A 16,932-nucleotide genomic window follows, 5' to 3' on the forward strand; every position below is an offset into this window, starting at 1 on the left:
CGACGGCCGCCGACGGCCCGCACAAGCGGCAGCGGGCCTCCGACCTGGCGGCGCGGCTGAAGTCGGTGGGGGCGCCGGGGTACTCGGGAGGCTGGCTCATGTCCGTCCTAGCTGTTGGATTCAACTTGTGGCCACGCGCACGGAATCTGGCAAACCGGAACTTAGCAAATAAGTCGCCAGGACGCTCGGATTGTTTTCGGGCCCTTTCTCCCCGCCGCGCCCCGTCGGCCGGACGTGGTATGCCTAAAACCGTGTCCGACGGTCTCTTCGACCTTCCCGGCGCACCGCAGACAACCGACCAGGGCTTCGGCGTGTCGGCGGGCGCGCCGCTGGCGGTGCGGATGCGGCCGGCGTCGCTGGACGAGGTGGTCGGCCAGGGCCACCTGCTGGCGCCCGGGTCGCCGCTGCGCCGTCTGGTGGAGGGCTCCGGCGTCGCGTCGGTCATCCTGTACGGCCCACCGGGCAGCGGCAAGACCACGCTGGCCGCGCTGATCTCGGGATCGACGGGCCGCCGGTTCGAGGCGCTGTCGGCGCTGTCGGCCGGCGTCAAGGACGTCCGGGCGGTGATAGACAAGGCGCGGCACGCGCTGCTTTCCGGCGAGCAGACCGTGCTGTTCATCGACGAGGTGCACCGGTTCTCCAAGACCCAGCAGGACGCGCTGCTGTCCGCGGTGGAGAACCGGGTGGTGCTGCTGGTGGCGGCGACGACGGAGAACCCCTCGTTCTCCGTGGTGGCGCCGCTGCTGTCGCGCTCGCTGATCCTGCAGCTGCGGCCGCTGACGTCCGACGACATCCGCACGCTGGTCCGCCGCGCGATCGACGACCCCCGCGGCCTCGGCGGGCGGGTCGAGGTGGAGCCCGAGGCCGTCGACCTGCTGGTCCAGCTGGCCGCCGGCGACGCCCGCCGCGCGCTGACCGCGCTGGAGGTCGCCGCGGAGGCCAATGCCACAGTCACCGTCGAGACCATCGAGCAGTCCCTGGACAAGGCCGCCGTGCGCTACGACCGCGACGGCGACCAGCACTACGACGTCGTCAGCGCCTTCATCAAGTCGGTGCGCGGCTCCGACGTCGACGCCGCGCTGCACTACCTGGCCCGCATGCTGGTCGCGGGGGAGGACCCGCGGTTCGTCGCGCGCCGGCTGATGATCCTGGCCAGCGAGGACATCGGGATGGCCGACCCGACCGCGCTGCAGACCGCGGTCGCCGCCGCCCAGACCGTGGCGCTGATCGGCATGCCGGAGGCCCAGCTGACCCTGGCGCACGCCACCATCCACCTGGCCACCGCGCCGAAGTCCAACGCGGTCACCACCGCGCTGGCGGCGGCGATGGACGACATCCGGGCCGGCAGGGCCGGGCTGGTGCCGCCGCACCTGCGCGACGGGCACTACTCCGGCGCCGCGGCGCTCGGCAACGCGCAGGGCTACAAGTACTCGCACGACGCCCCGGATGGCGTTGTGCCCCAACAATATCCGCCCGACGAGCTGGTGGGCGTGGACTACTATCGGCCCACCGGCCGCGGCGGCGAACGGGAGATGGCCGGCCGATTGGACCGGCTGCGCGCGATCATTCGCAAGAGGGGACGGGCATGAAGACCTTCACCGACGAGGAGATGGGCCGGCTGCTGCCCACCGCCAAGGCCTACAGCGTCGTCATCCTCAAGCGCGGCCCCAGGTTCGGCGACGAGTCGTCGCCGGGGATCATCTGGGAGCACGGCCGGCGCAACTTCGCCCTGCGCGACGACGGCGTGCTGGCGGTGGTGCTGCCGGTCACTGACGAGTCCGACGTCTGCGGCATCGGGGTGTTCGCCGCTAGCGTCGACGAGACCCGCGCCATCATGGACGACGATCCCGGGGTCGCGGCGGGCGTGTTCACCTACCAGGTGCACGAGTGCCGCGGATTCCCCGGGGACGCGCTGCCATAGGAGCTCGATCGTGCGGCTGGCCGCACACTCGCGGCCGACAGTGCGGCTGGCCGCACACTCGGCGAACGAGGCGAGCCGGGCTAGACCAGCTCGGGCACCCGCAAATGCGCGATGGCCAGCTCGAACTCGGCCACGTCGAGCACCTCGGCGCCCAGGTCGCGGGCGCGCCTGCTGCGCAGCTCACTCGCCCGGTCCCGGTTTCGGGCCATCGCTTCGAGGCTGTCGAAGCTCGAGCACGCCACGGCCCGCCGGCACGCCGGGTGGTCGACCATCAGGCTGGCACTGCAGAAGCCGTCGAGCGTCTCCAACTCCGGGAGCACATACATCCGGTAGAAGTTGAGGGATCGCTCGAGATGGTCCGGCACCACCTTGAGCCAGGTGGCCCGCACGCACGCTCCCTGATGCGCCCGATGATCGCGGCGCATCAGCGATATGTCCCACTCTTCGACCCTCGCCTGGCCGGAGAACATCATGGCCGCGCGGTCACGGATGGGCGCCACCCGCTCGGCGGTGGCCCGCATCTTCTCCAGGCTGTTCCAAGAGCTGGTGGCGATGCAGGTGCCGTCCTGCCGGTCAACCAACAGCGACATTCCGACATACCCGTCCATCTCCTGCAGGGCGGGCATCACGACATCGCGAACGTGCGCAATTCCGATGTCGACGGACAGGGGTTGCGCCTGAATTGTGGTGGAGCGTGCGTACATTGGTGGAGCCTCCTCGTCGGGGTAGGGATCAGACCAGTTCGGGCACCCGTAGGTGTGCCAGCGCCAGCTCGAACTCGCGCTCGTCGACTTCTTCGACGCCCGCCTCGCGAATCGACGCGGTCTTGAGCGCGGTCGCCTGCTCCCGGTTGCGCTCCATCGCGTCCATGCTGTCGAACGTCACCGAGGACACGCCGCGCCCGGATGCGCGGTCGACCAGCAGGCTGGCGCTGCAGAACCCGTCGAGCTCCTCGAGCTGGTGCAGGACGGACGACTTGAAGTACTCGATGCCCTGGTCCATTTGGCCCTCCGGCACCTGGACCCAGGTCGCGCGCCCGCCGGCGCCGGCGGGCGCGCGGTGATCACGGTGCAGCGCCGCGATCTCCCATTCCCCGACCTCCGCCGTCCCGCCGAACGTTTCCGCGGCCCGGTCCCGGATGGGCGCCACCTGCTCCCCGCTGGAGCGCATGGCGTCCTCGCTCTCCCAGGCGCTGGTGGCGATGCACCGGCCGGACTGCCGGTCGACCAGAAGGGACACGCCGATGCACCCCGGCATGGCCTGCAGCCCCGGCATAACCTCATCGCGAACGTGCGCAATGCCCGCGTCAATGGAATCGGGTTGCGCCTGAATAGTGGTAGAGCGCGCGTACACGATCCACCCCCTCTTTGTTCGGGGCAGCGCCCCGGTGGCGCCACCGGTCCAACCAGATACGTTCCTCCTGGCGCGCGGCGGTGGCAATGCCCCCCGGGGGTGTGGCTGCCGTCACAAACGATTGGCCGGTCACGCGGGCCGCGCCGTAGGCTTGAGCGGGTGCATACCGATGTGCTGCAGGTAGACACCGCCCAGCGTCGAATCGTCGATCTGACCGATGCGGTGCGCCGGTTCTGCTTCAGCTACGGCGACGGCCTGTGCAACGTGTTCGTCCCGCACGCGACGGCCGGGGTCGCGATCATCGAGACCGGCGCCGGTTCCGACGACGACCTGGTCGACACGCTGGAACGGCTGTTGCCGCGCGACGAGCGGTACCGGCACGCGCACGGATCGCCCGGCCACGGCGCCGACCACGTGCTGCCGGCGATCGTCGCGCCGTCGGTCACGGTGCCCGTCGCCAGCGGCGACCCGCAGCTGGGCACCTGGCAAAGCATCGTGCTGGTCGACCTCAACCGGGACAATCCACGGCGGTCGGTGCGGCTGAGCTTCCTCGAGGGCTAGCTGGCTAGGCTGGGAATCCCGATCGAAGCAAAGCAAAGCAACAGGAAGAAGCGGACTAAAAGTGCAGACACACGAGATCAGGAAGCGATTCCTCGATCACTTCGTGAAGGCGGGCCACACCGAGGTGCCGAGCGCATCGGTGATCCTCGACGACCCCAACCTGCTGTTCGTCAATGCCGGCATGGTCCAGTTCGTGCCGTTCTTCCTGGGCGCGCGCACGCCGCCGTACGCGACGGCCACCAGCATCCAAAAGTGCATCCGCACCCCCGATATCGACGAGGTGGGCATCACCACCCGGCACAACACCTTCTTCCAGATGGCCGGCAACTTCTCGTTCGGCGACTACTTCAAGCGCCGGGCGATCGAGCTGGCCTGGGCGCTGCTGACCAACCCGATCGACGACGGCGGATACGGCCTGGATCCCGAAAGGCTCTGGGCCACAGTATTTTTTGACGACGACGAGGCGTTCTCGCTGTGGCAGGAGATCGCCGGGCTGCCGGCCGAGCGGATCCAGCGCCGCGGCATGGAGGACAACTACTGGTCGATGGGCATCCCCGGGCCGTGCGGGCCGTCGTCGGAGATCTATTACGACCGCGGCCCCGAATTCGGGGTCGAGGGCGGCCCGATCGCCAACGAGGACCGCTACGTCGAGCTGTGGAACCTGGTGTTCATGCAGAGCGAGCGCGGCGAGGGCACGTCCAAGACCGACTTCGAGATCCTCGGGCCGCTGCCCCGCAAGAACATCGACACCGGCATGGGCGTCGAGCGGGTCGCGTTCGTGCTGCAGGGCGTGCACAACGTGTACGAGACCGACCTGCTGCGGCCGGTCATCGATCTGGTCGCCACCCGTGCGCCCCGTGGCTACGACACCGGTAACCACGAGGACGACGTGCGCTACCGCGTCATCGCCGACCACAGCCGCACCGCAGCGATCCTGATCGGCGACGGTGTGAGCCCCGGCAACGACGGGCGCGGCTACGTGCTGCGCCGGCTGCTGCGCCGGGTGATCCGCTCGGCCAAGCTGCTCGGCATCGAGGAGCCGATCGTCGGGGACCTGATGGCCACCGTGCGCGACTCGATGGGCCCGTCGTACCCCGAACTGGTCACCGATTTCGACCGGATCCGACGCATCGCGGTCGCCGAGGAGACCGCCTTCAACCGCACGCTGGCGTCGGGTTCGAAGCTGTTCGAGGACGTCGCCGGCGCGACCAAGGCGACGGGCGCGACGGTGGTGTCCGGATCGGACGCCTTCACCCTGCACGACACCTACGGCTTCCCGATCGAGCTCACGCTGGAGATGGCCGCCGAGGCCGGCCTGCAGGTCGACGAGATCGGCTTCCGCGAGCTGATGGCCGAGCAGCGCCGCCGCGCCAAGGCCGACGCCGCCGCGCGTAAGCACGCGCACGCCGACCTGAGCGCCTACCGCGAGCTCGTCGACGCCGGGCCCACCGAGTTCACCGGGTTCGACGAGTTGACCTCCGAGGCAAGGATTTTGGGCATCTTCGTGGACGGCAAGCGGGTGCCCGTCGTCGCGCACGGCGGCGTCGACGCCGACCGCGTCGAGCTGGTGCTGGACCGCACCCCGCTCTACGCCGAGTCGGGCGGCCAGATCGCCGATGAGGGCAGCATCAGCGGAACCGGCGCGGGCGGGCGCGCCCGCGCGGCCGTCACCGACGTGCAGAAGATCGCCAAGACCTTGTTCGTGCACCGGGTCAACGTGGAGTCCGGGGAGTTCGTGGAGGGCGACACCGTCGTCGCCGCGGTGGATCCGGGCTGGCGCCGCGGCGCCACGCAGGGCCACTCGGGCACCCACATGGTGCACGCCGCGCTGCGACAGGTGTTAGGGCCCAACGCCGTTCAGGCCGGGTCGCTGAACCGGCCGGGCTACCTGCGTTTCGACTTCAACTGGCAGGGCGCGCTGACCGAGGACCAGCGCACCCAGATCGAGGAGGTCACCAACGAGGCGGTGCAGGCCGACTTCGAGGTGCACACCTTCACCGAGCAGCTGGAGAAGGCCAAGGCGATGGGGGCGATGGCGCTGTTCGGCGAGGCCTACCCCGACGAGGTGCGCGTGGTGGAGATCGGCGGGCCGTTCTCCCTGGAGCTGTGCGGCGGGACGCACGTGCACAACTCGGCGCAGATCGGGCCGGTGACCATCCTGGGCGAGTCGTCGATCGGCTCCGGGATCCGCCGGGTGGAGGCCTACGTCGGGCTGGAGTCGTTCCGCCACCTGGCCAAGGAGCGCGCGCTGATGGCCGGGCTGGCGTCGTCGCTGAAGGTGCCGTCCGAGGAGGTGCCGGCCCGGGTCGCCAACCTGGTGGAGCGGCTCAAGGCCGCCGAGAAGGAACTCGAACGCGCCCGGCTGGCGGGCGCGCGGGCCGCCGCGACCAACGCCGCGGCCGGCGCCGAGCGGATCGGTAACGTGCGTGTGGTGGCGCAGCGGATGTCGAGCGGGATGACGGCGGGCGACCTGCGCTCCCTGGTCGGCGACATCCGGGGCAAGCTGGGCAGCGACCCGGCGGTGGTGGCGCTCATCTCCGAGGGGGAGGGCAACAGCGTGCCCTACGCCGTCGCCGCCAACGCCGCCGCCCAGGAGCTTGGTCTGAGCGCCAACGAGCTGATCAAGCAGCTCGCCGGGGCGGTCGACGGCCGCGGCGGCGGCAAGGCCGACCTGGCGCAGGGCTCGGGGAAGGACCCGACCGGGATCGACGCGGCCCTCGACGCGGTACGTTCCGAGATCGCGCGGGTCGGTTGAGTGGTCTTGACACAGCACCGCCTCCCCGACCGGCCCGGCGACCCTGATCAGGACCCCGGGCGCGGGCGACGGCTGGGCATCGATGTGGGGAGCGTGCGCATCGGCGTGGCCGCCAGCGACCCCGACGGCATCCTGGCCACCCCGGTGGAGACGGTGCGCCGCGACCGTTCCGGTCGGCACGTGCGCCGGCTGGCCGAGCTGGCCGCCGAGCTGGAGGCGGTCGAGGTGATCGTCGGGCTGCCGCGCACCCTGGCCGACCGCACCGGGCCGTCGGCGGTGGACGCGATCGAACTGGCCGAGACGCTGGCCCGGCGGATCGCCCCGACGCCGGTGCGGCTGGCCGACGAGCGGCTGACCACCGTGAGCGCCCAGCGGTCGCTGCGCTCCGCGGGGGTGCGGGCCCGAGAGCAGCGCGCGGTGATTGACCAGGCCGCGGCGGTGGCGATCCTGCAGAGCTGGCTCGACCAGCGCCGGGCGGCGGCCGGGGGTCGCAGCGATGGTTGACAGCGCCCGCGGCCAGCGCGCCGAGCCCGAGACGGTAGGCGCGCCGCGCCGCCGGATGAGCCGGGTTGCCCGCAACCGGGCCGCACAGCGCAAGCGGCGCAAGCGCGTCGCCGGCCGGATCGTCCTCGCGACGCTGGTCGTGGTCACGGTCGTCGTCGTCTTCGTCGGCACCCGGCTGTGGAACACGGTGGTCGGCTCCGGCGACGACTACAGCGGAAATGGCAAGCGCGACATCGTGATTCACGTGCAGGACGGCGACTCGACCACCATGGTCGGCGAGACCCTGCACAGCCAGGGAGTGGTCGCGACGGTGCGCGCGTTCGTCAACGCCGCGCACGGCAACGCCGCGATCAACTCGATCCAGCCCGGCTATTACCGGATGCGCACGGAGATCCCGGCGGCCAACGCCGTCGCGCGGCTGGCCGACCCGAACAACCGGGTGGGGCGGCTGGTCATCCCGGAAGGCCGTCAGCTCGACGACACCACCGACATGAAGACCAACGTGGTGAATCCCGGGATCTTCTCGCTGATCTCGCGCGCTACCTGTGTGAACCTCGACGGCACCAAGCGCTGCGTCTCGGTCGACGACCTGCGCGCGGCGGCCTCCGACAGCGCGCCGACGACGCTGGCGGTCCCGCCGTGGGCCGTCGAGCCGGTCACCGAGCTGGGCAAGGACCATCGCCGCATCGAGGGACTGATCGCGCCGGGAACCTTCAACATCGACCCCGCGTCGTCGGCCGAAAGCATCCTGACCAGCCTGGTCAGCGCGGGCGCCGTGGAGTACATGAAGTCCGGCCTGCTGGATTCCGCGCAGGCGAGGGGGGTGTCGCCCTACGACATCCTGGTGGTCGCCTCGCTGGTGCAGCAGGAATCCAATTCGCAGGACTTCGCGAAGGTGGCGCAGGTGATCTACAACCGCCTGCACGCGCACCACACGCTGGAATTCGACTCGACCGTGAACTATCCGCTGGACCGCCGCGAGGTCGCCACCTCCGACGCCGACCGTGCCCAGCGGACCCCGTGGAACACCTACGTGTCGCAGGGGCTGCCCGCCACGGCAATCTGTTCGCCCGGCGTCGACGCGCTGCACGCGGCCGAGCATCCCGAGCCGGGGGACTGGCTGTACTTCGTCACCATCGACGCCCAGGGCACGACGCTGTTCACCAAGGACTATCAACAGCATTTGGCCAATATCGAGCTGGCTAAGCACAACGGTGTCCTCGACAGCACGCCCCGCTAGAAAGGCGGGGGTGCTCGGGCGCCCCATTGCCCATTCGAAGTCCCCCGATTTGCACCTGGCCGCCTACCGGGCGCTGGGCCTGCACGACTGGACCTACGAGCGCATCGAGTGCGGCGCCGAGGAGTTGCCCGGCGTCGTCGGCGGCTTGGGGCCGGAGTGGGTCGGGGTGTCGGTGACCATGCCGGGCAAATTCTCCGCCCTGCGCTTCGCCGACGAGCGCACCGAGCGCGCAGCCCTGGTCGGCTCCGCCAACACCCTGGTGCGCACGGCGGCGGGCTGGCGGGCCGACAACACCGACGTCGACGGGGTCTCTGGTGCCGTCGGATCGGCCTCGGGATGGGCGCTGGTCTGTGGATCGGGGGGCACCGCGCCGGCGGCCGTCGTGGGCCTGGCCGAGCTCGGCGTCACCGGCATCACGGTCGTCGCGCGGGATCCGGGCAAGGCCGCCCGGCTGGTGGAGCTCGGCGCCCGTGTCGGCGTCGAGGCGCGGTTCTGCGCGCTGGACGGCGGCGGGCTGGCGGACGAGGTGGCGGGGGCGCAGGTGCTGGTCAGCACCATCCCGGCGGACGTGGCCGCGCGGTATGCCGGCACGTTCGCCGCGATCCCAGTGCTGCTGGACGCCGTCTACGACCCGTGGCCGACGCCGCTGGCGGCCGCGGTCGACGCGGCGGGCGGCCGGGTGATCAGTGGCCTGCAGATGCTGCTGCACCAGGCGTTTTCCCAGGTGGAACAGTTCACCGGGCTGCCCGCGCCGCGAGCGGCGATGGAGGCGGCGCTGCGCTAACCTGCCGCGCATGGCGACCGCGGTGGTGTTGCTGTGGATGGTCGCGTTGAGCGCCTACGACGTCCGGTCACGCCGGCTGCCCAACGCGCTGACGCTGCCCGGGGCCGCCGTCATCCTGCTGGCCGCCGCGCTGGCCGCCCGCGGGCTGCCCGCGCTGGCCGGCGCGGCGGCGCTGACCGGGACGTACCTGGCGGTCCACCTCGTCGCGCCGGCGGCGATGGGGGCCGGCGACGTCAAGCTGGCGATCGGGCTGGGCGGCCTGGCCGGCGGTTTCGGCCCGGACGTGTGGTTCCTGGCGGCGCTGGGCGCGCCGCTGCTGACGGCGCTGGCCGGTCTGGTCGGGTTGGCGCGCGGCGCGCGCACCGTGCCGCACGGCCCGCCGATGTGCCTGGCCACGGCGGGCGCGGTAGGGCTGGCCCTCGTTTGACCTCAGTTCGAACTCGACGCCAGCGCGGAAAAGTGCGAGTAGGTCGCGCTAGCGTCGATTTCGGCGTGACATCTCGGATTTAAGTTCGCGACGGAGCACATGGGAGAATGGCCGGGTGTTGCGCTGGATCACCGCCGGAGAATCCCATGGCCGGGCGCTGGTGGCCGTGGTGGAAGGCATGGTCGCCGGCGTCGAGGTCACGTCGACCGAGATCGCCGACCAGCTGGCCCGCCGCCGCCTGGGCTACGGGCGCGGCGCGCGGATGAAGTTCGAGCGCGACGCGGTGACCATCCTGTCCGGGATCCGCCACGGCGTCACCCTCGGCGGGCCCATCGCCGTCGAGATCGGCAACACCGAGTGGCCGAAGTGGGAGACCGTGATGGCCACCGACCCGGTGGACCCGGCCGAACTGACGAACAGCGCCCGCAACGAACCGCTGACCCGGCCGCGGCCCGGCCACGCCGACTACGCGGGCATGCTCAAGTACGGCTTCGACGACGCGCGGCCGGTGCTGGAGCGCGCCAGCGCCCGCGAGACCGCCGCCCGCGTGGCGGCCGGGACCGTCGCCCGGTCGTTCCTGCGTCAGGCGCTGGGCGTCGAGGTGCTTTCGCACGTCATCGCGATCGGCCCGTCGAAGCCGTACGACGGCCCGCCGCCACGCCCGGAGGATCTGGCCGCGATCGACGACAGCCCGGTCCGCGCCTTCGACAAGGCGGCCGAGGAAGCGATGATCGCCGAGATCGAGGCCGCCAAGAAGGACGGCGACACCCTCGGCGGCGTGGTCGAGGTCGTGGCGCTGGGCCTGCCGGTCGGGCTGGGCTCGTTCACCAGCGGCGACAACCGGCTGGACAGCCAGCTCGCCGCCGCCGTGATGGGCATCCAGGCGATCAAGGGCGTCGAGATCGGCGACGGCTTCGAGACCGCCCGTCGCCGCGGCAGCCGCGCCCACGACGAGATGTACCCCGGGCCCGACGGCGTGGTCCGCTCCACCAACCGGGCGGGCGGGCTGGAGGGCGGGATGACCAACGGCCAGCCGCTGCGGGTGCGCGCGGCGATGAAGCCGATCTCCACCGTCCCGCGGGCGCTGGCCACCGTCGACCTGGCGACCGGCGACGAGGCCGTCGCGATCCACCAGCGCTCGGACGTGTGCGCGGTGCCGGCCGCCGGCGTGGTGGTCGAGACCATGGTGGCGCTGGTGTTGGCCCGCGCTGCGCTGGAGAAGTTCGGCGGCGACTCGCTGACCGAAACCCGCCGCAACGTCGAGTCCTACCGGCGCGCGGTCGCCGACCGGGAAGCGCCCGCCGCGCGCGGTACCGCGTGATGGCGCCCAAGGCGGTGCTGGTCGGCCTGCCGGGCTCCGGCAAGTCCACCATCGGGCGGCGGCTGGCCAAGGCGCTCGGCGTCGGCCTGCTCGACACCGACGCGGCCATCGAGCAGCAGACCGGCCGCAGCATCGCCGACATCTTCGCCACCGACGGGGAACAGGAGTTCCGCCGCATCGAGGAACAGGTGGTGCGCGCGGCGCTGACCGAGCACGACGGCGTCCTCTCCCTCGGCGGCGGCGCGGTCACCAGCCCGGGCGTGTGCGACGCGCTCGCCGGGCACACCGTCATCTACCTCGAGATCGGCGCCCGCGAGGGGGTGCGGCGCACCGGCGGCACCACCGTGCGGCCGCTGCTGGCCGGCCCGGACCGCGCCGAGAAATACCGCGAGCTGATGGCCAAACGGGTCCCGCTGTACCGGCGCGTCGCGACCATCCGGATCGACACCAACCGCCGCAATCCCGGGGCGGTGGTCCGCAACATCCTGAGCCGGTTGCAGACGCCCAGCGAGGCCGCCACATGACCCCCAACGCCGCGCCGGTCACCGTGCACGTGGCCGTCGACGAACCGTATCCGGTGGTGATCGGCACCGGCCTGCTCGGCGAGCTGGAGAACCTGCTGTCCGGCCGGCACCGCGTCGCAGTGCTGCACCAGCCGGTGTTGGGCGAGACCGCCGAGGAGATCCGAAGCCGGTTGGCCGACAAGGGAATTGACGCTCACCGCATCGAGATCCCGGACGCCGAGGCGGGCAAGGACCTGCCCGTCGTGGGATTCATCTGGGAAGTGTTGGGCCGCATCGGGATCGGCCGCAAGGACGCCCTGGTGAGCCTGGGAGGCGGCGCGGCCACCGACGTAGCCGGTTTCGCGGCGGCGACCTGGCTGCGCGGCGTCGACATCGTCCACGTCCCGACCACGTTGCTCGGCATGGTCGACGCGGCCGTCGGCGGCAAGACCGGCATCAACACCGACGCCGGCAAGAACCTCGTCGGCGCGTTCCATCAGCCGCTGGCCGTCCTGGTGGACCTCGAGACGCTGAAAACGTTGCCGCGCAACGAACTCGTCGCCGGGATGGCCGAGGTGGTCAAGGCGGGGTTCATCGCCGACCCGGTGATCCTCGACCTCATCGAGGCCGACCCGCAGGCCGCGCTGGACCCCGCGGGCGACGTACTGCCGGAGCTGATTCGGCGCGCGATCGCCGTCAAGGCGGAGGTGGTCGCCGCCGACGAGAGGGAGTCGGAGCTGCGCGAAATCCTCAACTACGGGCACACTTTGGCGCACGCGATCGAGCGCCGGGAACGCTACCGGTGGCGCCACGGCGCCGCGGTTTCGGTCGGTCTGGTGTTCGCCGCGGAGCTGGCCCGGCTCGCCGGCCGGCTGGACGACGACACCGCGGCGCGCCACCGCAGCATCCTGACCTCGCTCGGCCTGCCGGTCAGCTACGACGCCGACGCGTTGCCGCAATTGCTGGAATACATGGCCGGGGACAAGAAAACGCGCGCCGGCGTGCTTCGGTTCGTGGTGCTCGACGGGCTGGGGAAGCCGGGCCGGCTGACCGGGCCGGACCCGTCGCTGCTGGCGGCGGCGTACTCGGGGTTGGCGGCGTCATGACGGTGAATGTGATTAACGGCCCCAACCTGGGCCGGCTGGGCCGCCGCGAGCCCGACGTGTACGGCGACACCACGCACGACCAGCTGGCGGCGCTGATCGAACGCGAAGCCGCCGCCCTGGGGCTCAAAGTGGTTGTGCGGCAAAGCGATAACGAAGCGCAGCTGCTGGACTGGATCCATGCGGCCGCCGATGCCGGCGAGCCGGTGATCCTCAACGCCGGCGGCCTGACCCACACGTCGGTGGCGCTGCGGGATGCATGTGCCGAGCTGAGCGCGCCGCTGATCGAGGTGCACATCTCCAACGTGCATGCCCGCGAGGAGTTTCGGCGGCACTCGTACATCAGCCCGGTCGCGACCGGCGTGATCGTCGGGCTGGGAATTCAGGGCTACCTGCTCGCCCTGCGCTACCTGGCGGAAGCCGCCGGGTAGTCGCGATCACAAACCTCCTGCCGACAGCCAGCCGTCGATCCTCTCGGCGACTGCACGCCAACCCGGTTCAAGCATCATGTTGTGGCCCATGCCGGTAAAAAACTCGGCGTCGGTACCGTACGCGCGGGCAGTCTTCCGCATCTCGTTCTGGCTGAAACAGGCGTCTCTTTCCGCTCCTAAGACCAGCAGAGGCGTGGTCACTCGCTTGGGCCTCGGAAGACTGAGCACCGTCAAATCCAAGGCCTGCCTTCCGACATACTCTTCGTCCAGCAGCGGGGTGTATCGCGCGACATCCGAATCGGGCGTGCCCGCGGAGTAGAAGTTCTCGCGTGCCGCTGTCGTTGTGTTCACCGCGCGCAGGGTCTTGCCCCGGATCAAGGCACGTGCAGAGCGCGCCGGATGACGCCCGAGGATGCGGAGCAAGGCGCGGCTGGCGCCGCTTACCGGCATCGTCGCGAGGAGGACTCCCGCTGGGGCGTTGTGCGTCTCAAGGTATTTCTGGACGATGAAGCCGCCCATCGAGTGACCAATGACCACGGGCTCCACGGGAAGGCGCCTGGCGACGCTCGCTACGTCCTGCACCCAGTCGGCAACCGAACACCGTCGTGGCTTGGTCCTTCCACTTCCGCCATGGTTGCGCAGGCTCACCGCCACCGCTCGATAACCCTTGTCCGCGAAGAAATCGAGAAAATTCTCGTCCCAACACCAGGCCGCGTGCCATGAGCCATGGATGAAGAGCAGCGGCGCCGGGTGCGCCACGCTAATAGAACCTTTGTCGATGACTTCGAGCTTCATCGTGCTCCTTCGTCCCGGGCCCGATCGTTCATCGTGTACCGGGTGATCCGCAGGCTGACCCGGTTGAATGCTCTGTTGCGCAGCGTGACTCATCGTGTGAATCTCTCCGCTGGCTGCGATCTTGCGGTGAGCTTCGCTCATAGGAGCCGACGATAGGGGCGCTTCATCAAGCCACCCGCCTGGTTGTTCACTCACCGAACATGACCGGGCTGAATGTCCACTCTCCGGACATTGGTTTGTCGGCCCCGCCGCAACGGTCCTAGCGTTCCATCGTGATGAACGACAATGACATGGTGGAGCTCTGGGAGCAGCACACCCGCTACGAATTCGAATGCAGGGACGCAGATCTCGCGGTTTCGACGATGGTGCCTGAGGCGCGCGTCATGCACCTACCGACGATGAGCGGAGCGTCCGGACGCGACGCCCTGCGCGCCTATTACGCTGACGTATTCATCCCGGGGCAGCCGCCGGACACCGAGCTCGACCTCATTGCCCGCTCGATCGGTGAAGACGTCTTGGTCGACGAGTGCATCATGCGGCTCACCCATGACCGCGAGGTACCGCAGCTTCTCCCCGGGGTGGCCCCGACGGGTGTGTCACTCGAGGTCGCCTTCGTCGTGATCGTCAGGTTCCGCGACTCTTTGATGCTGAGCGAGACGCTCTACTGGGACCAGGCCCAAGTCCTGCGCCAAGCCGGTCTGCTGTCCGCCGCCACGCCGCCGCTGCCGGACACGTCCGATATGAGCAGCTACTTGCGCGCCTCGAGGATCCGTTGATGTCCCGCACGAAGCAAGCGAGACGACCGGACGGGGTCACCGGTGCCAGAAAGGTACGCTGTTGCATGGCCCCCACCGCGGGAAATTACGAACCAGCCCGCACAGCCCGAAGCGTCATCCATACTGCCTTCGCGCTTCTTGACCTGGTCGCCGAGCTGCAACCCGTACGGCTGGTGGACCTCAGCGCGGCCGCGGGGCTCCCCCATCCGACGGTGCATCGGCTCCTGCGCCAGCTGGTAGAGGTGGGCGCAGTTCGGCGGGACGGCTCGCGCTACTGCCTTGGCGCAACGGTGCTTCACCTCGGTGCGAGGGTCACGCCTGTGGCACGGCTACGCGTCGCGGCCAAGCGGCCCATGGCCGAACTCGCGGCACTCACCGGGGCGGCCGTGAGCCTGTCGGCCGACCTGGGCGACGGGCCCATATACCTCGACACACTCGCCGCGCGAACACCAATCCGCTACATCGCCAAGACGGGTGACGCCGTCCTGCCGGAGACGGCGCAGGCTCGCGCGCACCACAGTTGCGCAACAACGGTTCCGCTCGTTGACGCCGGGCAGGTGGCAGCCGACTACAGCTGCTCCGCGATGGCGATACCGCTTGGTTCTTCGGGCGTCGCCGTCGTGTCCACGTTGCTGCCGACGGGCAGCCCCCCGGCCGGGATGATTGAAGCCACCCGCCGGACCGCTGAACGCATCACCGCGTCACTGCGGGCATCGGTGTCCGGGCCGTAATCGTTCGCAATCAGTCGACCACATCAACGCGCCGCATCCGCAGCTGAGCGCGAAACACCGCTGCGACAGTCGCTTTGGTGTGTTCGCCATGCAAGCAGGAAAGGGATATCCGATGGTGCGAACCGAGCGTGATGCGTGGGATCTGGCCAGCAGCGTGGGAGCCACCGCGACGATGGTCGCCGCGGCGCGAGCGGTCGCGACCAGGCGTCCGCAACCGATCATCACCGACGAGCTGGCCGAGCCCTTGGTGCGCGCCGTCGGACTGGAGGTGCTGAGCCAACTGGCCAGCGGCGAGATCGATTCGGGGAGCCTAGAAAGCGCTATCGGTGTTCCGCGGATGGTCGACATGTTCGCCGCCCGCACCCGCTTCTTCGACGACTTCTGCGTCGCGGCGACGCGGGCGGGCGCGTGTCAAGTGGTGATCGTGGCTTCCGGGCTGGACACCCGCGCCTACCGGTTGGATTGGCCGGCGGGGACGACGGTGTACGAGATCGACCAGCCTGACGTTATCGCCTTTAAGAGAGGAGCGCTCTCCGCCCTCGGCGCGGCCCCCACCGCGAGCTTGGAAACAATCGGTGTCGATTTGCGCGAAGCGTGGCCAACGGCGCTGCGGGACGCCGGCTTTGACTCAGCGCAACCCACCGCGTGGCTCGCCGAGGGTCTCTTGATCGGATACTTGCCGCCGGAAGCAGAAGTCTCGATGCTGGACTCGATCATTTCGTTGTCCCACAGCGACAGCCGGCTGGCCGCGGACTACGGTCTGGTCACCGGTACGTCAGCAGAGTCCCGTGAACAGGCACGGTTGATGGCCGAGGGCTGGCGACGACGCGGTCTGGACATGAACATGGCCGGTTTGATTTATCCCGGCGAGCACACCGATGCCGCGGCTTACTTACACGCAAAAGGCTGGGCTACAACGAATTTCGGGATCAGCGACCTCTTCACCGCGGCGGGGCTACCGGCGTTGCAACAGGCCAGCCACGTGGGCTCGGCCGCAGCAATCAGCTTCGTCACGGCGCTGCGAGTGTGACCGAGGTCCGGCGATCCGACTAGTCCTACTTAGGCTCCGCGTCTGGCTTCTGGTCAGCGGTGCGGATCACCTCGGTCTTCGGCTCGTGGTCGGCCGCGGTGTGGATCGTCTCGGTCGGCGCGTCACGCTCGGCCGTGGCGACCGCAGCGGTCCGCTCCTCGTGCTGGGCTCCCGCGGTGGGGATCTCGCCGGTCGGCGCCTCGTCGCCGCGGACGGCCGAGAAGACGTCGGTGTCGGCGCGCTCGTCGCCCGGTTCGCGCGGGCGGGGCGGCGGGTTGCGGTCGATGCGCCAGCGGCCCACGGCCACACCGATGATTCCCGGCAGGAACACGAGCAGCGCGGTGAACGCCGCGAACGTCGTCAGCTCGTTGAGCAGGCCCCCGGTGTACAGCCCCGAGTAGAACAGCGCGATGAGCCAGGCGACGGCGCCGCTGAGGATGCCGGCCAACAGGCCGGCCAGCAGCCACGTCATCGCCAGATCCTGCCGGCGGTCCGGATCGGGCTGCGCCGTGGCGTCCGCCCGGCCGTCGAGCACCCCCCACACGACGACGCCGATCACGAACAAGAGCAGCAGCACGACGCTGATCAGCCCGGCCTGTGTTTGCCACGCGTTGATCAGTGCACCTTGTATCAAACGGACGACGACCATCGCGGCGGCGAACACCAATCCGCGCAGGATCCAGTTCCTCATGAAGGG

The 16,932-nt window shown here is 70.0% G+C and carries 19 protein-coding genes; 15 read left to right on the forward strand and 4 right to left on the reverse strand.

What is annotated here, in order from left to right:
* The first annotated feature begins 239 nt into the window (after positions 1 to 239).
* Together A9X00_RS08835 and A9X00_RS08840 are read left to right on the forward strand one after the other, a co-directional pair.
* Positions 240 to 1,589 (forward strand): replication-associated recombination protein A, encoded by a 1,350-nt coding sequence (locus A9X00_RS08835; protein WP_067152041.1) that lies wholly within the window; start codon positions 240 to 242, stop codon positions 1,587 to 1,589.
* Entirely contained in the window at positions 1,586 to 1,921 is a 336-nt protein-coding gene (locus tag A9X00_RS08840) for a hypothetical protein (protein WP_067152043.1), read from the forward strand. Before A9X00_RS08835 ends, A9X00_RS08840 begins: the two co-directional genes overlap by 4 nt.
* Before the next feature lie 80 nt (positions 1,922 to 2,001).
* Here the strand turns inward: A9X00_RS08840 and A9X00_RS08845 are convergent, their stop codons facing one another.
* Both A9X00_RS08845 and A9X00_RS08850 read right to left on the reverse strand, forming a co-directional pair.
* Positions 2,002 to 2,625, reverse strand: a complete 624-nt coding sequence (locus tag A9X00_RS08845; protein WP_067152045.1) for a hypothetical protein — start codon at positions 2,623 to 2,625, stop codon at positions 2,002 to 2,004.
* A gap of 28 nt (positions 2,626 to 2,653) precedes the next feature.
* On the reverse strand, positions 2,654 to 3,274 hold the full coding sequence (locus A9X00_RS08850) for an antibiotic biosynthesis monooxygenase (protein WP_067152046.1): 621 nt from the start codon (positions 3,272 to 3,274) through the stop codon (positions 2,654 to 2,656).
* A gap of 171 nt (positions 3,275 to 3,445) precedes the next feature.
* Between A9X00_RS08850 and A9X00_RS08855 the strand changes: the two genes are divergently transcribed.
* The 10 genes from A9X00_RS08855 (at position 3,446) to aroQ (ending at position 12,903) form a co-directional block, all read left to right on the forward strand.
* Positions 3,446 to 3,835 (forward strand): secondary thiamine-phosphate synthase enzyme YjbQ, encoded by a 390-nt coding sequence (locus A9X00_RS08855; RefSeq protein WP_193376520.1) that lies wholly within the window; start codon positions 3,446 to 3,448, stop codon positions 3,833 to 3,835.
* Positions 3,836 to 3,896: 61 nt separating this feature from the next.
* Positions 3,897 to 6,590 carry an alanine--tRNA ligase gene (alaS, locus tag A9X00_RS08860; RefSeq protein WP_067152050.1) on the forward strand — a complete coding sequence of 898 codons (2,694 nt, stop codon included), beginning with the start codon at positions 3,897 to 3,899 and terminating at the stop codon, positions 6,588 to 6,590.
* Positions 6,591 to 7,094 (forward strand): Holliday junction resolvase RuvX, encoded by a 504-nt coding sequence (gene ruvX / locus A9X00_RS08865; protein WP_067152051.1) that lies wholly within the window; start codon positions 6,591 to 6,593, stop codon positions 7,092 to 7,094. It begins immediately after the preceding gene.
* Positions 7,087 to 8,334, forward strand: coding sequence for an endolytic transglycosylase MltG (gene mltG, locus A9X00_RS08870; RefSeq protein ID WP_067152052.1), 1,248 nt, complete (start codon positions 7,087 to 7,089; stop codon positions 8,332 to 8,334). The genes ruvX and mltG overlap by 8 nt, the downstream gene beginning before the upstream one ends.
* On the forward strand, positions 8,309 to 9,118 hold the full coding sequence (locus A9X00_RS08875; protein WP_082974927.1) for a shikimate dehydrogenase: 810 nt from the start codon (positions 8,309 to 8,311) through the stop codon (positions 9,116 to 9,118). Before mltG ends, A9X00_RS08875 begins: the two co-directional genes overlap by 26 nt.
* Positions 9,119 to 9,128: 10 nt before the next feature.
* Positions 9,129 to 9,545 carry a prepilin peptidase gene (locus tag A9X00_RS08880; RefSeq protein WP_067152054.1) on the forward strand — a complete coding sequence of 139 codons (417 nt, stop codon included), beginning with the start codon at positions 9,129 to 9,131 and terminating at the stop codon, positions 9,543 to 9,545.
* Between the two features lie 115 nt (positions 9,546 to 9,660).
* The gene (gene aroC / locus A9X00_RS08885; protein WP_067152056.1) at positions 9,661 to 10,866 is read left to right on the forward strand and encodes a chorismate synthase; all 1,206 of its coding nucleotides are present in this window, start codon (positions 9,661 to 9,663) and stop codon (positions 10,864 to 10,866) included.
* On the forward strand, positions 10,866 to 11,390 hold the full coding sequence (locus A9X00_RS08890; protein ID WP_067152155.1) for a shikimate kinase: 525 nt from the start codon (positions 10,866 to 10,868) through the stop codon (positions 11,388 to 11,390). Before aroC ends, A9X00_RS08890 begins: the two co-directional genes overlap by 1 nt.
* Positions 11,387 to 12,475, forward strand: a complete 1,089-nt coding sequence (gene aroB / locus A9X00_RS08895) for a 3-dehydroquinate synthase (RefSeq protein ID WP_067152058.1) — start codon at positions 11,387 to 11,389, stop codon at positions 12,473 to 12,475. Before A9X00_RS08890 ends, aroB begins: the two co-directional genes overlap by 4 nt.
* Positions 12,472 to 12,903 carry a type II 3-dehydroquinate dehydratase gene (aroQ, locus tag A9X00_RS08900; RefSeq protein WP_067152060.1) on the forward strand — a complete coding sequence of 144 codons (432 nt, stop codon included), beginning with the start codon at positions 12,472 to 12,474 and terminating at the stop codon, positions 12,901 to 12,903. Before aroB ends, aroQ begins: the two co-directional genes overlap by 4 nt.
* A 6-nt stretch (positions 12,904 to 12,909) precedes the next feature.
* On the opposite strand, the gene A9X00_RS08905 is transcribed toward aroQ, so the two are convergent.
* On the reverse strand, positions 12,910 to 13,698 hold the full coding sequence (locus tag A9X00_RS08905) for an alpha/beta hydrolase (RefSeq protein ID WP_067152065.1): 789 nt from the start codon (positions 13,696 to 13,698) through the stop codon (positions 12,910 to 12,912).
* A 272-nt stretch (positions 13,699 to 13,970) separates the two neighbouring features.
* Here A9X00_RS08905 and A9X00_RS08910 point away from each other — a divergent pair, with 272 nt between their 5' ends.
* The 3 genes from A9X00_RS08910 to A9X00_RS08920 all read left to right on the forward strand — a co-directional run bounded on the left by A9X00_RS08910 (position 13,971) and on the right by A9X00_RS08920 (position 16,235).
* A complete protein-coding gene (locus tag A9X00_RS08910) occupies positions 13,971 to 14,474 on the forward strand; it encodes a nuclear transport factor 2 family protein (protein WP_156772003.1) in 504 nt (167 codons plus the stop codon).
* A 65-nt stretch (positions 14,475 to 14,539) separates the two neighbouring features.
* Positions 14,540 to 15,205 (forward strand): helix-turn-helix domain-containing protein, encoded by a 666-nt coding sequence (locus tag A9X00_RS08915; protein WP_067152069.1) that lies wholly within the window; start codon positions 14,540 to 14,542, stop codon positions 15,203 to 15,205.
* 112 nt (positions 15,206 to 15,317) lie between these two features.
* Positions 15,318 to 16,235: a class I SAM-dependent methyltransferase gene (locus tag A9X00_RS08920; RefSeq protein ID WP_067152072.1), complete on the forward strand. Its 918-nt coding sequence runs from the start codon at positions 15,318 to 15,320 to the stop codon at positions 16,233 to 16,235.
* 25 nt (positions 16,236 to 16,260) lie between these two features.
* Here A9X00_RS08920 and A9X00_RS08925 read toward each other — a convergent pair whose 3' ends face one another.
* Complete coding sequence (locus A9X00_RS08925; protein WP_067152077.1) at positions 16,261 to 16,926, reverse strand: B-4DMT family transporter; 666 nt, start codon at positions 16,924 to 16,926, stop codon at positions 16,261 to 16,263.
* Positions 16,927 to 16,932: the final 6 nt, after the last annotated feature.

This window comes from Mycobacterium sp. 1245805.9 (assembly GCF_001672915.1).
Taxonomy (GTDB): domain Bacteria; phylum Actinomycetota; class Actinomycetes; order Mycobacteriales; family Mycobacteriaceae; genus Mycobacterium.

Bases quoted from the DNA above. Each gene is read 5' to 3' on its own strand.
- A9X00_RS08835 (WP_067152041.1), top strand. From the start codon at position 240: ATGCCTAAAACCGTGTCCGACGGTCTCTTCGACCTTCCCGGCGCACCG.
- A9X00_RS08840 (WP_067152043.1), top strand. From the start codon at position 1,586: ATGAAGACCTTCACCGACGAGGAGATGGGCCGGCTGCTGCCCACCGCC.
- A9X00_RS08845 (WP_067152045.1), bottom strand. From the start codon at position 2,625: ATGTACGCACGCTCCACCACAATTCAGGCGCAACCCCTGTCCGTCGAC.
- mltG (WP_067152052.1), top strand. From the start codon at position 7,087: ATGGTTGACAGCGCCCGCGGCCAGCGCGCCGAGCCCGAGACGGTAGGC.
- A9X00_RS08880 (WP_067152054.1), top strand. From the start codon at position 9,129: ATGGCGACCGCGGTGGTGTTGCTGTGGATGGTCGCGTTGAGCGCCTAC.
- A9X00_RS08890 (WP_067152155.1), top strand. From the start codon at position 10,866: ATGGCGCCCAAGGCGGTGCTGGTCGGCCTGCCGGGCTCCGGCAAGTCC.
- aroB (WP_067152058.1), top strand. From the start codon at position 11,387: ATGACCCCCAACGCCGCGCCGGTCACCGTGCACGTGGCCGTCGACGAA.
- aroQ (WP_067152060.1), top strand. From the start codon at position 12,472: ATGACGGTGAATGTGATTAACGGCCCCAACCTGGGCCGGCTGGGCCGC.
- A9X00_RS08905 (WP_067152065.1), bottom strand. From the start codon at position 13,698: ATGAAGCTCGAAGTCATCGACAAAGGTTCTATTAGCGTGGCGCACCCG.
- A9X00_RS08915 (WP_067152069.1), top strand. From the start codon at position 14,540: ATGGCCCCCACCGCGGGAAATTACGAACCAGCCCGCACAGCCCGAAGC.
- A9X00_RS08920 (WP_067152072.1), top strand. From the start codon at position 15,318: ATGGTGCGAACCGAGCGTGATGCGTGGGATCTGGCCAGCAGCGTGGGA.
- A9X00_RS08925 (WP_067152077.1), bottom strand. From the start codon at position 16,926: ATGAGGAACTGGATCCTGCGCGGATTGGTGTTCGCCGCCGCGATGGTC.